15 protein-coding genes are annotated in these 13936 nt (G+C 33.5%); 14 read left to right on the top strand and 1 reads right to left on the bottom strand.

The window, feature by feature from the left end; genetic code table 11:
* Positions 1-3: 3 nt before the first annotated feature.
* The 8 genes from cyoE (at position 4) to BSF41_RS02260 (ending at position 5113) form a co-directional block, all read left to right on the top strand.
* Positions 4-906: a heme o synthase gene (cyoE, locus tag BSF41_RS02295; RefSeq protein ID WP_095927910.1), complete on the top strand. Its 903-nt coding sequence runs from the start codon at positions 4-6 to the stop codon at positions 904-906.
* A gap of 5 nt (positions 907-911) precedes the next feature.
* The gene (locus BSF41_RS02290) at positions 912-1499 is read left to right on the top strand and encodes a cytochrome c oxidase subunit 3 (protein WP_095927909.1); all 588 of its coding nucleotides are present in this window, start codon (positions 912-914) and stop codon (positions 1497-1499) included.
* 42 nt (positions 1500-1541) lie between these two features.
* Positions 1542-2525 carry a cytochrome c oxidase subunit 3 gene (locus tag BSF41_RS02285; RefSeq protein WP_095927908.1) on the top strand — a complete coding sequence of 328 codons (984 nt, stop codon included), beginning with the start codon at positions 1542-1544 and terminating at the stop codon, positions 2523-2525.
* An 18-nt stretch (positions 2526-2543) separates the two neighbouring features.
* The gene (locus BSF41_RS02280) at positions 2544-2894 is read left to right on the top strand and encodes a cytochrome C oxidase subunit IV family protein (RefSeq protein WP_095927907.1); all 351 of its coding nucleotides are present in this window, start codon (positions 2544-2546) and stop codon (positions 2892-2894) included.
* 79 nt (positions 2895-2973) lie between these two features.
* Positions 2974-3615, top strand: a complete 642-nt coding sequence (locus BSF41_RS02275; RefSeq protein ID WP_095927906.1) for a hypothetical protein — start codon at positions 2974-2976, stop codon at positions 3613-3615.
* 13 nt (positions 3616-3628) lie between these two features.
* Positions 3629-4315 (top strand): SCO family protein, encoded by a 687-nt coding sequence (locus tag BSF41_RS02270; RefSeq protein WP_095927905.1) that lies wholly within the window; start codon positions 3629-3631, stop codon positions 4313-4315.
* 2 nt (positions 4316-4317) lie between these two features.
* Complete coding sequence (locus tag BSF41_RS02265) at positions 4318-4860, top strand: DUF420 domain-containing protein (protein ID WP_095927904.1); 543 nt, start codon at positions 4318-4320, stop codon at positions 4858-4860.
* Positions 4850-5113, top strand: coding sequence for a hypothetical protein (locus BSF41_RS02260; RefSeq protein WP_095927903.1), 264 nt, complete (start codon positions 4850-4852; stop codon positions 5111-5113). The genes BSF41_RS02265 and BSF41_RS02260 overlap by 11 nt, the downstream gene beginning before the upstream one ends.
* 25 nt (positions 5114-5138) lie before the next feature.
* Here the strand turns inward: BSF41_RS02260 and BSF41_RS02255 are convergent, their stop codons facing one another.
* A complete protein-coding gene (locus BSF41_RS02255) occupies positions 5139-6545 on the bottom strand; it encodes a DUF4403 family protein (RefSeq protein WP_095928197.1) in 1407 nt (468 codons plus the stop codon).
* A gap of 178 nt (positions 6546-6723) precedes the next feature.
* On the opposite strand from BSF41_RS02255, the gene BSF41_RS02250 reads away from it, so the two are divergent.
* From BSF41_RS02250 to BSF41_RS02225, 6 genes are all read left to right on the top strand, one after another.
* Positions 6724-7425, top strand: coding sequence for an ABC transporter ATP-binding protein (locus tag BSF41_RS02250; RefSeq protein WP_095928196.1), 702 nt, complete (start codon positions 6724-6726; stop codon positions 7423-7425).
* Positions 7418-8662, top strand: coding sequence for an ABC transporter permease (locus BSF41_RS02245; RefSeq protein WP_095927902.1), 1245 nt, complete (start codon positions 7418-7420; stop codon positions 8660-8662). The genes BSF41_RS02250 and BSF41_RS02245 overlap by 8 nt, the downstream gene beginning before the upstream one ends.
* A 2-nt stretch (positions 8663-8664) precedes the next feature.
* Positions 8665-9930: an ABC transporter permease gene (locus tag BSF41_RS02240; RefSeq protein ID WP_095927901.1), complete on the top strand. Its 1266-nt coding sequence runs from the start codon at positions 8665-8667 to the stop codon at positions 9928-9930.
* Between the two features lie 37 nt (positions 9931-9967).
* Positions 9968-11089, top strand: a complete 1122-nt coding sequence (locus BSF41_RS02235) for an efflux RND transporter periplasmic adaptor subunit (protein ID WP_095927900.1) — start codon at positions 9968-9970, stop codon at positions 11087-11089.
* Positions 11090-11174: 85 nt separating this feature from the next.
* Positions 11175-12557: a TolC family protein gene (locus BSF41_RS02230; RefSeq protein ID WP_095927899.1), complete on the top strand. Its 1383-nt coding sequence runs from the start codon at positions 11175-11177 to the stop codon at positions 12555-12557.
* 6 nt (positions 12558-12563) lie between these two features.
* Positions 12564-13856, top strand: coding sequence for an efflux RND transporter periplasmic adaptor subunit (locus BSF41_RS02225; RefSeq protein ID WP_095927898.1), 1293 nt, complete (start codon positions 12564-12566; stop codon positions 13854-13856).
* The last annotated feature ends 80 nt before the right edge of the window (positions 13857-13936 follow it).

Genomic DNA, 13936 nt, shown 5'->3' with positions numbered 1-13936 from the left:
GTATTGAACGCTGCAAAAAACACATTATCACTCAAATCAATATTTCTAGATTTTAAAGAGATTACTAAAGCTGGTTTAGCTATTAGTGTATTGTTCTCTTCTATTGCTGGATATTTATTAGGCGTAGATTCTGAACATCCTTTTAAATGGAGTGTTTTGGCTGTTTTGGCAGTTGGAGGCTATTGTATGGTAGGAGCTTCAAATGCTTTTAATCAAGTAATAGAAAAAGATATCGATTCTTTAATGGATCGTACCAAAAACCGTCCAGTTCCTTCAGGACGCATGTCTCCTAAAGTCGCTTTATTAGTAGCAAGTTTGCTTACTGTTATTGGTATTGCACTTCTTTATACGATAAATGCAAAGTCAGCAATGTTTGCTGCGATTTCTATATTTCTGTATACAAGTGTTTATACACCATTAAAAACAGTAACTTCGTTGTCTGTTTTTGTTGGGGCATTTCCAGGAGCGATTCCGTTTATGTTGGGCTGGGTAGCAGCAACGGGCGAATTTGGCATCGAGGCAGGGACTTTATTCTTAATTCAATTTTTTTGGCAGTTCCCACATTTTTGGTCTATTGGATGGTTTTTGTATGAAGACTATGAGAAAGCAGGAATTTTTATGCTTCCGACAGGTAAAAAAGATAAAGGAACAGCATTACAGATAATATTGTATACAATTTGGCTTATTATAGCATCGTTATTACCTGTGTTAGGTTTTACGGGTCAGTTGTTTATTTCTCCAATTGCGGCAGTTTTAGTGTTTCTATTAGGGATTTGGATGCTTTTTTATGCGGTTCGTTTGTATAAGTTAAGAACTGCAAAGGCAGCGAGAACATTAATGCTAGTGAGTGTTTCTTATATCTCGCTTTTGCAAATTGTATTTATAGTAGATAAATTTTTAAGATAGTTGTTATGGAAATGACATTGAAAACAAATGAAGAGCAAGTAAGGAAATCAAAATCGGCAAAACTGATTCTGCTTTTCGCGATGGTTAGTATGACTATGATGTTTGCTGGTTTAACTAGTGCATTTGTAGTTAGTAAATCAAGAGCAGACTGGTTGAAGAATTTTGAACTTCCTTCAGCTTTCTATTGGAGTACAGCGGTAATTATTGCATGCAGTGTTACTTTTTACTTGGCAAAAAAAGCCATTCAAAAAGACAATAGAAGTGCGGTTACTGGATTGCTTCTTGGAACTTTAGCTTTAGGGATTTTATTTGTGGTATTACAATTCAAAGGATTTGGACAAATCGTTTCAGAAGGGTATTACTTTACAGGAGAAGGTAGTTCAATTACTACAACTTTTCTTTATGTGGTAACAGTTACACACTTGTTACACTTAGCTGGCGGATTAATTTCACTTTTAATTATAATTTATAATCATTTTAAACAAAAATACAATTCGACTCAAACTCTTGGGATAGAGCTAGGTGCGATGTATTGGCACTTTTTGGATTTATTATGGGTATATTTATTTTTATTTTTATATTTCTTTAAATAAGAAAAAAACGTAAATTTGGGAACTTTTTAACGAATATCTTTTATGGGAGCGACAGTTACTACTGCAAACAACGACGAAAAAACTTGGGGAGGCGGTCACAATGAGCCTTTAGGAGCAAGTTATGGTAAAATGATGATGTGGTTTTTTATCGTATCAGATGCCTTAACATTCTCTGGATTTCTAGGAGCTTATGGTTTTTCTAGATTCAAATTTATTGAAACTTGGCCTTTGGCTGATGAAGTGTTCACTCACTTCCCATTTATGCATGGTGTTGCGGCTCCAATGTATTATGTAGCATTAATGACTTTTATTTTGATCTTTTCTTCTGTAACAATGGTATTAGCTGTTGATGCAGGACACCAATTGAAAAAGACAAAAGTTGCTGTTTACATGTTCTTAACTATTATTGGAGGTTTAATTTTCGTTGGTTCTCAAGCTTGGGAATGGAAAAACTTCATTAAAGGAGAATATGGTGCAGTTGAAACTGCTGGAGGTAGTTTACTTCAGTTTGTGGATAAAGATGGTAAAAGAGTAGCTTTAGCTGATTTTGCTGTTAAATTGCCAGAACAAAGAGAAGCTTTAACAAGAAGCCACTCAACTTGGTTTATGGAAGACGCTCAGTCTCTTCCAACTTACACAGTTGCTGAAGTTCAGGCTGGTTTTAAAGCACACCCTGAAGTTTTAATCAGAACAGAAAAACTTACAGATAAAAAGAAAAAGACAATCTTGTCAAGAGAAGAATCTGAAAAACATTTAGCAACAGCTAAATATGTGGTAGAAGGTGCTAACTTGATCAGAAATGAGTACGGTAATAAATTATTTGCTGATTTCTTCTTCTTTATTACAGGTTTCCACGGATTCCACGTATTCTCTGGAGTTATTATCAATATCATTATTTTCTTTAATGTATTATTAGGTACTTATGAGAAGAGAAGAAGCTACGAAATGGTAGAAAAAGTTGGTTTATACTGGCACTTCGTAGATTTAGTTTGGGTATTTGTATTTACAGTTTTCTACCTAGTTTAATTTTAGCATTTAATTATTATGTCACACGAGCACGTATCAAATACAAAAAGAATCTGGTTTGTTTTCGCATTACTTTCAGTAGTAACTACAGTTGAAGTTATTTTGGGTATCTACAAACCTGCATCATTAGAATTTACTCATTTTATTGGTTTGAATCTGTTAAACTGGATTTTCTATATCCTTACAATTTTCAAAGCGTACTATATTGTATGGGCATTTATGCACATGGAAGGTGAAAAAAGCAGCCTTAGATGGTCTGTAGTTTCTCCTGTTATCTTCCTAGTTTTATATTTATTGTTTATTCTATTGACAGAAGGACATTATATTTATGGGGTTTTTAAAGATTCTACTATTAAATGGAATTTTTAACATGATATTAATTCGAAAAGAAGCTCCGATTTACGGAGCTTTTTTTATTTTTGTACCTCAATAATTCTCCGTTTATACAATGAAAAAAAATATAGTTCTCTTTGTACTTTTTGTATTGCCAATTGTAGCGTATTTGTTTTTCGCTTCAGGTGTAAATAGTTTTACAACACTTCCTGTAATAACACCAAAAGTGTCCGACTTTGGAAATTGGAATTCATTAAACGGAAAAAAAATCTCCCTTGATAAAAAGATTACTGTGCTAGGTTTTGCTGGTACAAATATTTTAGAAAATAGAGGTAATTATTTTAATCTAAATGAAAAGATCTACAAACGTTATAACGGTTTTGAAGATCTTCAGTTTGTAGTGTTGTGTCCGATAGGAACTGAAAAAGAAGCTCAAAAAATTGTTGATGCTTTATCTCCTTTCACAGATGTTAAGAATTGGAATTTTGTTTTTGCTTCAAAAGAAGAGATCCAGAAATTTTATGACGGACTGCATTTAAAAGAAAAACTGAATGAAAACCTTGGAACTTCTAATGTGTATATTGTCGATAAAGAACGCAATCTGAGAGGAAGAAAAGATCAGAAAGAATACAAAGAAGGTTATGATACTTTTCATCCGTCTGAGTTGAGTAATGAAATGCTTGATGACTTCAAGATTATTCTTTACGAATATCGCGCAGCTTTAAAGAAGAATCATAACGCTACAAAGCAACTTTAAAAAATCATTTATAATGTTTAAAAACAAATCATATATCGGAATCTCTTTTGTGATTCTAATTTTCGGGATTTATGCTATTCCTAAAATTGTCGATCGAGTTAAAAACGGTGACGTTGTAAAAGGAAACCGTTTGGATAATGTTGGGGTTAAAACTTCAAAAGATGCTAAGCTTTTGACAATTGGTCCGGCTCCAAAATTCGAATTGACCAATCAAGACAATGTGAAAATTTCGAATGAAACGTATAAAGGAAAAGTATATGTTTTGGAATTCTTCTTTACAACTTGTCCTTCAATTTGTCCAAAGATGAACATGAGCATGCTGGAGATTGAAAAGACTTTTTTTGGGAATCCTAATTTTGGAATTGTTTCTATTACAATCGATCCGAAACACGATACTCCACAAGTTTTAAAAGATCATGCTAAACTGTTAGGTGTTAAATCTTCAAACTGGAATTTCTTAACTGGAGACAGAAACGTAATTATGGATTTGTCTAATAAAGGATTTAATCTTTATGCAGGAGAAAATGATAAAGTAAGCGGCGGATTTGAGCATTCTGGTTTGTTTGCTTTAATTGACAAAGACGGAAACATTCGATGCAGAAAAGATGAATTCGGAAATCCGAGTATATACTACGACGGTTTAGATAAAAAAGGAGTAAGAGATATTCAGCAAGACATTAAAATTTTATTAGAAGAATAAAAATGGAAGATAATACTTTAGAGAAAAAATATAACAAGTTCATTATTGCGGTTTCAATTGTAATTCCGGTTGTCGTGGCAATTTTATTTGGTGTTAAATTAAAAGATTTTGGTTTTAATGTAGAACCTTTATCATTTTTACCTCCAATTTATGCAACTACAAATGGTATTACTGCTGTTGTGCTAATTTTGGCTGTTATGGCAATTAAGAAAGGAAATCAAAAATTACACGAAAGATTAATGACTTTTGCTATTGCATTGTCGGTTGCATTTTTGGTTATGTATGTAGCGTATCATATGACTTCAGATTCTACAAAATACGGAGGAGAAGGAGTATTACGTTATGTGTATTTCTTTATTCTTGTAACGCATATTTTATTGTCAATTGCTATTATTCCACTTGTTTTGATTACTTATGTAAGAGCGCTTGCAAAACGTTTTGACAGACATAGAAAAATAGCTAAAATCACTTTCCCGCTTTGGTTATATGTAGCAGTAACGGGAGTGGTGGTTTACTTAATGATTTCTCCATATTATGTACATTAAAAAAAATAATATTCAAATCGTGAAATTCAAATTTCAAGCGCTGTTTTTTGGAATTTGTTTTTTCTTTATTGGAATTTCTGCTAATGCGCAATGCGCAATGTGCCGTGCGGCTTTAGGAGGAGATTCTAATACCAAAAAAGCTGAAGCTGTAAATGATGGAATTGTTTACTTAATGGTAATTCCGTATTTACTTGTATTAATAATTGGATATTTGATTTATCGAATGTATTCTAAAAAGAAAAAAGCAGTGTAATTTACACTGCTTTTTGTTTTTGTTTTTATTTCAATCCGTTAACCGAAACATTAACCGTTCCGTTTATTTTGATGAAGGCTATAATGGCTTGATTGGTCAACTGTATTTTATCAAACTGAATGTCTTCCATTTTTCCGTTAACAAATACTCCAGGCATCGGTGAATAGTTCTTTAAGTAACCTGCCATACTTTTTTTGCCTTCTTCCAAATTCGGTTGAATAGAATAACGGCAGCTTTCTTCCATTTTTCTAAGAATATATCCTTGCGCGAGCCAGTTTGCTGTACGCATCAATTTGCTTTTGGTGTCTAAGACGTAATCTAGTTTTTCAAAATAAATCTCTTTTGTTTGTGCGTTGTATGAAGGAAATCCATTTAAATAAAGTGTTCCGTTTATAGATCCTAAAACGTCTAAAGCAATGACCATTTTTCCGTCTTTATGCCAAATAGAAACATTTTTTACAGTTACTTTTTTGCTTCCGGAGCCAAACTCCTGACCTGCAAAATTCTTGGTCATAATCTTTGATGCATCTACATAACTCGAAATGGCAGCAATATTAGCAGAAATCTGATTTGGGATTTTAGCCACAGGTTTTAGAGCAATTTTGCTAGCATTATATTTTGATTCTGGCTGTTTTCCAACGATGGTTTCCATGTTGCATTTCATTCCCATATCAAGCAAGAAAGAATCGTTTTTCAGTTTTGCATTGGTAGAGTAAATTTCGATCGGAACAATTCGCAACCAGCTTTCATAGGTATCACTCATTTGAAAAGGAGTAGAGATTTTTTCAACAGCCTGAAGAACGTTTGGTTTGAAATCCATTGATTTTTCAATTGCTCCATCAATTTCCTTTTCCAGCTGGTTTTTAAAAATAGAAATAGCCGGATTTATTAAATAAGTAATCGGCATGTTTTTGCCAAATACGGTCATTGTTGGGCTTTCGTTCCAATTTAGAGACTTGAACTCTGTTTTTGTTGTTAGTTTCCAATTGGTAAGAGTGGTTTCGCTAGATAAAGTTATCACTCCGTTTAGATTAAATTCTCTAACGTCGTAGAGCTCTATCCCCATTTTTTTTGTTCCGATTCGATATTTGATATTCGCTTTAAGCGGTAAAATCGTTCTAATTCTTTTATTCGGATTTGAGGGATCGTTTTGAATTTTGATCGGAGCCTGTTTCCAGATTTTCATTTCAATATCATCATCTTGGATGTTATTATCCTCATAAATCAATCCGTTAAGGAGCGTGTTTGTCTGATTTTCGATATCACTTAATTTAATCGTAATAGGAAGATTGATAAAAGACGGGCTGCTATCATAAACTAGCGGGCTGGCATCATCGGGTTCAGGTTTTAATGTTTCTAATTTTGAAGTTGAAGAACAGCTTGTTAATACGGCAAGCACCGAAAACATTGTAATAATAGAAGTAAGCTTCATTTTAGTATGAATTTTTAGACAAGGTAAAATTACAAAAACAATCATATTTTCTGAAAAAAGTGTAACAATAACTAAAAAAGGTAGTCTAATAGAAAATAGGTAACATAATTATTAACTTTTTATTATCATAAATTACTTAATAAATACGTTATTATTGTCTAAAAAATTTAACAATACCATGATTGAAATTAAAGATTTACACAAATCCTATAAAATGGGAAGTTCACAATTACATGTATTAAAAGGGATTAATTTTAATATAGAGGAAGGAGAATTGGTTGCAATCATGGGATCGTCTGGTTCGGGTAAATCAACACTTCTTAACATTTTAGGAATTCTGGATGAAGCCGATTCAGGAAGTTATATTTTAGACAAAACACCAATTAAGAAATTAAACGAAACAATTGCTTCAAAATATCGTAACAAATTTTTAGGTTTTGTCTTTCAGTCTTTTAACTTAATAAATTACAAAACAGCATTAGACAATGTAGCGATGCCATTGTATTATCAAGGTGTTAAAAGGAAGGAACGTTACGAGATAGCAATGAAGTATTTGGAGAAAGTAGGTTTGGGTTCTCATGTTAACCACTTGCCAAATGAACTTTCTGGAGGTCAAAAACAGCGTGTTGCTATTGCAAGAGCATTAGCTTCGAATCCGAAAGTGTTACTTGCAGATGAACCAACGGGAGCTCTTGACACCAAAACTTCTTATGAAGTTATGGAGCTTATTCAAGGGATTAATGATGAGGGAAAAACAATTTTGATTGTGACACACGAACCTGATATTGCGGCAATGTGCAAAAGAAATGTAGTCCTAAAAGATGGATTAATTATCGATGATAAAAGAGTAGAACAAGTTAGAGCTTCGTCTTATGTTTAATATTGAACGTTGGCAGGAAATATTTGAAGCCATTTCTAAAAACCGTTTAAGAACATTCTTAACGGGAGTGTCTGTGGCTTCGGGAATTTTTATTTTGGTAATCTTGCTTGGTGCAGGAAAAGGTCTTCAGAACGGAATTGAAAAACAATTCGAACGCGATGCGGCTGGAATTATAGAGGTTTGGTCTGGAACTACTACTAAAGAATATAAAGGATTAAATCCGGGGAGACAAATTCAATTTCGCAATAGCGATTATAATCAATCGGTACAGAAATTCGAAGATAAATTAGATTTGAGAGCCTCAACAAATAATTATTGGGGGCAGTCTTTTGCTTATGGCAAAGAATCTGGTAATTATCAATTTAGAGGAGTAAATCCAGATTATGGCGGAATCGAGAATTTAACCATAGTTCAAGGCCGTTATGTAAATGCGAAGGATTTAGAAAGTAATGCAAAAGTGGCGGTTATCGGAATGAAATTAAAAACCGATTTGCTTAAAGACAAAGAGGCGATAGGAGAAGAAATTCTAATTAACAACATTAACTTTAAAGTAGTTGGAGTATTTACAGATCCAGGAGGAGAAAGAGAAGAGACTCGTGCTTATTTGCCCTTAACTACAGTTCAGAAAACATTTGGAGGTGGCGATAAAATTAGCAACTTGTTTTTTACCCTTAAAAAGACAAGCGATTATGATGAAGCGTTGGCTCAGTCAGAAAAATTTACCCAAGATTTAAAAAACTTATTAAAAAGTAAAAACGTAGTAGCTCCCGAAGATGATGGTGGAGTAGGAGTTTATAATTCAGTTAAAGACGCTAAACAGTTTTACGATTTAAATTTATATATCAGACTCTTTTTCTGGTGGGTTGGTATATGTACCATTATAGCAGGAGTTGTTGGAGTAAGTAATATCATGCTTATTATTGTAAAAGAACGTACAAAAGAAATCGGAATTAGAAAAGCACTGGGAGCTTCGCCTTTTTCTATTATCACGATGATTCTTCATGAATCAATTTTCATTACGACCATTGCAGGTTTTGTGGGGTTATTGGCTAGTCTTGCTTTATTGGAGTTCGTTGGTCCGATGGTTCAGAGTGAGTATTTCAGAAATCCTGAAGTAGATTTTAGTGTAGCTTTAACTACTTTGGTATTACTTGTTTTTGCCGGAGCAATGGCAGGATTTTTCCCAGCCTACAGAGCAGCCAAAATTAAACCTATTGTAGCACTTAGAGACGAATAATTATGTTTAAAAAAGATAATTGGGACGAGATTTTACAGGCATTAACCGCCAATCCTTTCAGGACTATCCTGACAGCTTTTGGTGTTTTTTGGGGTATTTTTATCTTGGTAATTTTACTTGCTGCAGGTAATGGTTTGGAAAATGGTATTAAAAAAGGTTTTGATGGAATTGCGACCAATACCATGTTTATGTGGAGCCAGACTACTTCTAAGGCGTATAAAGGTTTACCAAAAACAAGACGTTATGACTTTAGAAATAGTGATGTAACCGCTTTAAAAGCGGCATTGCCAGATTTGTTATATGTTTCTCCGAGAAATCAATTAGGTGATTTTAACGGAACAAATAACGTGGTAAGAGGCACAAAAACTTCTGCATTTACAATTTATGGAGATTACCCAGAGCTGATTAAACAACAGCCGATGGATATTATTAAAGGAAGATTTGTAAATCAGCAGGATATTGAGCAGAGAAGAAAAGTTTGTGTAATTGGTAAAGGAGTTATCAGTGAGCTTTATGGTAAAGAAGAGGAAGCGGTTGGAACTTATATAAAAATTAATAGCATTAATTTTATGGTTGTTGGAGTTTATAAATCGAAACAGCAGGGAGGAAATGCAGAACAGGAACAGAAGAATATTTTTATTCCTTTTACAACTTTTCAGCAAGCCTTTAATTATGGAGATAAAGTAGGATGGATGGCGCTTACCGCAAAAGATGAAACTTCTATAACCGATTTAAAACCTAAAATTTTAGAGATTATAAAAGCATTGCATTCTATAAATCCGACAGATGAAAGAGCGGTTGGAAATTTTGATTTGTATGAGCAGTTTAATAAAGTGCAAAGCTTATTTAATATCCTAAAAGTAATTGCCTATTTCGTAGGAACATTAGTTTTGATTTCGGGTGTAATCGGAATTTCGAATATCATGCTGATTGTGGTAAAAGAACGTACAAAAGAAATCGGAATTAGAAGAGCTTTGGGCGCAACTCCTGGAGCAATTAGAGGGCAGATATTATCGGAGTCTATATTTTTAACCATTATTTCAGGTATGCTCGGAATTGCTGTTGCAACAGGAATTATAGCACTTTTAAATATGGTACTAGATTCGATGCCTCCTGATCAAAATACTATGTTTGCCAATCCAACTGTAGATTTAGGAGTTGTATTTGTAGCATTAATTATATTGGTCGGATCTGGTTTGCTTGCTGGATTTATACCGGCACAGACCGCCATCAATGTGAAACCCGTAGATGCATTAAGGACAGAATAAATTATCAATCAAAATAAATCGATTAAACCAAGAACAAATGAAAAAAGGAGTAACCGTAACCATTTTAATATTTATTGCAGTTGTTTTTTTTGGCGCGCTTTACTATTTGTATGCTAAAAACCAAGAATCACCGATTGTATTTAAAACGGAAAAAGCAGAAATAAAAACTATCGTAAAAAATACTATTGCGACAGGAAATATTCAGCCTGATGAAGAAGTTTTAATCAAACCAAATATTTCAGGTATTATAGAAGAAGTGTACATCAAAGCTGGTGAAAAAATCAAAGCTGGCGATATGATTGCTAAGATTAGAGTTGTAGCAAACGTTTCGAATGTAAGTAGTTCTCAGAATCAGGTACAGACTGCTAAAATAGCGTTAGATAATCAGGAGAAAATCTACAAAAGACAGAAAACATTGTTTGAAAAAGATGTAATTTCTGCAAATGATTATGATGCTGCACAGCTGGCTTACAATCAGGCAAAACAAAATTATCTGGCTGCAAAACAAGGTTTGGATATTGTTAAAACAGGAACAACTTCATCTTTAGGAAATTATGCTAATACATTAATTCGTTCGACAGTGAACGGAATGGTATTAGACGTTCCAGTAAAAGTAGGTAACCAAGTTATCGAAAGTAATAACTTTAACGAAGGAACTACAATTGCTAGTGTTGCCGATGTTGGACGAATGATTTTTATAGGAAAAATTGATGAATCTGAGGTTGGAAAAATTAAAGAAAAAATGCCAATCGAGATTACAATTGGTGCAATCGAAAATAAAAAATTTGATGCAGTTTTAAACTATATTGCTCCAAAAGGAGTTACAGAAAATGGCGCAATCCAATTTGAAATAAAAGCACAAATGATCAACAGAGATGATACTTTTATTAGAGCTGGTTTAAGTGCCAATGCTTCTATTATTTTGGAGAAAGCAGAGAAAGTTTTAGCAATAAAAGAATCTTTGGTTCAATTTGACAAAAAAACACAAAAGCCTTATGTAGAAGTCGAAAATGCTCCACAGAAATTTCAAAGAAGGGATTTGGTTCTGGGGGTAAGCGACGGAATCTACGTTCAAGTTAAAAGCGGTATAAGTGATACAGATAAAATTAAAATCTGGAATCAGGGCTTGATTAACGAAGGAGACAAAGAAAAAAAATAAGCTAATTTGAAAGGTTAAGGATCTTTTTGGTTTTAAAAATGTTAAATTTGCGTAGTTCGGTTTACTGCGCCTTCATTAAAAGTATATGAAAATAAATAAATATAATAGTCTGGTTTTTGCAGTGTTATTCGGATTCGGATTAACTGGGCAGGCGCAATCAAAACAATGGACTTTGGAAGAGTGTGTGAGATATGCACTCGAAAATAATATCACGGTAAAACTATCTGAATTAGATGTGAAAAATGCTGAGATCGATAAAAGAGGAGCTTTAGGAAATTATCTTCCATCTGTAAATGGAACCGCTTCTCACTCTTGGAATATCGGTTTGAACCAGGATGTTACAACAGGTATTTTACGTAACCAAACTACACAATATTCTTCAGTTGGGATAAACGCAGGAGTTGACATCTACAAAGGTCTGCAGAATCAAAACACGATGAGAAAGGCAAAATTAAGTATTATTGCCTCACATTATCAGCTGTTAAAAATGCAGGAAGATATTTCGTTGAATGTCGCTAGTGCCTTTTTGCAGATTTTATCTAATAAAGAAGATTTAAAGGTTAAAAAAGAGCAATTGTTAATCGACGAAAAACGATATGCTCGTTCTGAAGAAATGGTAAATGCAGGAACTATTCCGCGTGGAGATTTGTTTGATTTGAAAGCTACTGTTGCAACAGACAAACAAAACATTGCGGTTTCTGAAAATAATTTATTGATTTCTAAATTGAGTTTGGCTCAGCTTTTACAATTAAAAGAGTTTGCAGATTTTGATGTAGTTGATGATACTAATGTAGCGGATGAAAATAATATCCTAGCTCAGAGTCCAATTGAAATTTATAACAAAGCGAAAGAAACTAGAACAGAGTTAAAATTAGCACAAACCAATTTGGAGATTGCTGAAAAAAATGTTTCTATAGCCAAAGGAGCTTATCAGCCAACACTTTCTGGTTTCTATGGGTTTAATACCAGAGCAAGTTATAGCGATCAAGTTAGGTTAGATGCAAACGGTAATCCTTATACTGTAGGTCCAGATCCTATATTCCAGCAGTTTAGCGATAATAAAGGTCATAATTTTGGTTTGCAGTTAAATGTTCCTATTTTCAATGGTTTCTCAGTTAAGAATAATGTAGAACGTAATAAAGTAAGTTTAGAAAAATCTAAAATAGATTTAGAACAAAAAAGTTTAGATTTGCAACGTAACGTGTACACCGCTTTTACAGATGCAAGAGGAGCTTTAAATACATACGAATCTTCTACTGTAACTTTAGAGGCAAGACAGCAGGCTTACAATTATGCAAAAGAAAAATATGATGTTGGTTTAATGAATTCATTTGATTTCACTCAAGCCCAAACATTATTGACTAATGCGCAGTCTGATGTTATTCGAACAAAATACGATTACATGTTTAAAATTAAAATATTAGAGTTTTATTTCGGAATTCCAATTGTTCCAATTATTACAAAATAATTCATTATGTCAAAAAAAACTGTTTATTTCTTATTAGGTGGTGCAATAGTTATTATTGCAGCTTTGGTCGGTCTTTCTAAGGCTGGAGTTATAGGGAATAAGGACGAAGGAAAAGAAGTAGAAATTGCAAAAGTAACCGCTTCAACAATTGTTGAAACTGTTTCTGCAACAGGTAAAATTCAGCCTGAAATTGAAATTAAAATTGCTTCGATGGTTTCGGGCGAGATTATTTCATTAAACGTAAAAGAAGGGCAAGTGGTTAAAAAAGGAGATTTATTAGTAAAAATAAATCCCGATTTATATACCTCAGGATTAGAAAGATCTGTAGCAAATTTAGCTGGAACAAAAGCAAGTCTAACTCAGTCTGACGCAAGTTTTAAAGAAGCAAAAGCAAATTATGAGCGTAATAAAATATTGTATGATAAAGGTGTAATTTCGAAATCAGATTGGGATAAAGCCATTTCTTCTTTTGAAGTGGCCAAAGCAACAAAACAAAGTGCTTATTACAATGTTCAAAGCGCTTCGGCATCTGTTACCGAAGCCAAAGACAATTTAGGCCGCACCACAATTTATTCTCCTGCAGATGGAACCATTTCGGTATTAAATGTAGAATTGGGAGAAAGAGTTTTAGGAACACAGCAAATGGCCGGAACGGAGCTTTTACGTGTGGCAAACCTAAACAATATGGAGGTTGAAGTTGATGTAAATGAAAATGACATTGTGAAAATTAAAATTGGAGACGAAGCAAATGTTGAAGTTGATGCTTATTTAAAAAAGAAATTTAAGGGCGTTGTAACCAGTATTTCTAATTCTGCAAGCACAACATTAACTTCAGATCAGGTAACGAATTTTAAAGTTAAAGTTCGTATTCTGAAAGATTCTTATCAAGATTTGTTAGAAGGAAAACCAAGTACATATTCTCCTTTTAGACCAGGAATGACTGCTACTGTAGATATTATTACAACGACAAAAAACAATGTTTTGGCAGTGCCAATTAGTTCTGTTGTCGTAAAGTCGGATACTACTGCTGTAAAAGATTTTAAGGTTGAAGATCCTAATGAAGATAAAAAAGCAGCTCCAAAAAGCGATAAAAAATTCGAATGTGTTTTTGTGAAAGTTGGAGATAAGGCCAAGATTAGAGTTATTAAAACTGGAATTCAGGATGATACTAATATTGAAGTAATGTCTGGTCTTAAACCTGGGGATGTCGTAATTACAGGGCCTTATACAACAGTTTCTAAAGATCTTAATTCTGGAGACAAGGTAAAGCTTAAGAAAGCTGAGGCTCCAAAAAAATAACAATATAAGCATATTGTCATCCTGAGCGAATTCGAAGTTGCAACTTCGCTCAGCCTGACATCAATAATTAATTTTTAAAA

Source organism: Flavobacterium sp. ACN2 (assembly GCF_002303885.1).
Lineage (GTDB): Bacteria > Bacteroidota > Bacteroidia > Flavobacteriales > Flavobacteriaceae > Flavobacterium.
The sequence above is the reverse complement of the archived record's forward strand: the minus strand, read 5'-3'. Positions and strand labels throughout refer to the sequence as shown.

Coding starts and splice junctions, on each gene's coding strand:
- BSF41_RS02235 (WP_095927900.1), top strand. CDS start 9,968: ATGAAAAAAGGAGTAACCGTAACCATTTTAATATTTATTGCAGTTGTT.
- BSF41_RS02240 (WP_095927901.1), top strand. CDS start 8,665: ATGTTTAAAAAAGATAATTGGGACGAGATTTTACAGGCATTAACCGCC.
- BSF41_RS02270 (WP_095927905.1), top strand. CDS start 3,629: ATGTTTAAAAACAAATCATATATCGGAATCTCTTTTGTGATTCTAATT.
- BSF41_RS02265 (WP_095927904.1), top strand. CDS start 4,318: ATGGAAGATAATACTTTAGAGAAAAAATATAACAAGTTCATTATTGCG.
- BSF41_RS02225 (WP_095927898.1), top strand. CDS start 12,564: ATGTCAAAAAAAACTGTTTATTTCTTATTAGGTGGTGCAATAGTTATT.
- BSF41_RS02290 (WP_095927909.1), top strand. CDS start 912: ATGGAAATGACATTGAAAACAAATGAAGAGCAAGTAAGGAAATCAAAA.
- BSF41_RS02255 (WP_095928197.1), bottom strand. CDS start 6,545: ATGAAGCTTACTTCTATTATTACAATGTTTTCGGTGCTTGCCGTATTA.
- BSF41_RS02275 (WP_095927906.1), top strand. CDS start 2,974: ATGAAAAAAAATATAGTTCTCTTTGTACTTTTTGTATTGCCAATTGTA.
- BSF41_RS02260 (WP_095927903.1), top strand. CDS start 4,850: ATGTACATTAAAAAAAATAATATTCAAATCGTGAAATTCAAATTTCAA.
- BSF41_RS02250 (WP_095928196.1), top strand. CDS start 6,724: ATGATTGAAATTAAAGATTTACACAAATCCTATAAAATGGGAAGTTCA.
- BSF41_RS02245 (WP_095927902.1), top strand. CDS start 7,418: ATGTTTAATATTGAACGTTGGCAGGAAATATTTGAAGCCATTTCTAAA.
- BSF41_RS02280 (WP_095927907.1), top strand. CDS start 2,544: ATGTCACACGAGCACGTATCAAATACAAAAAGAATCTGGTTTGTTTTC.
- BSF41_RS02230 (WP_095927899.1), top strand. CDS start 11,175: ATGAAAATAAATAAATATAATAGTCTGGTTTTTGCAGTGTTATTCGGA.
- BSF41_RS02285 (WP_095927908.1), top strand. CDS start 1,542: ATGGGAGCGACAGTTACTACTGCAAACAACGACGAAAAAACTTGGGGA.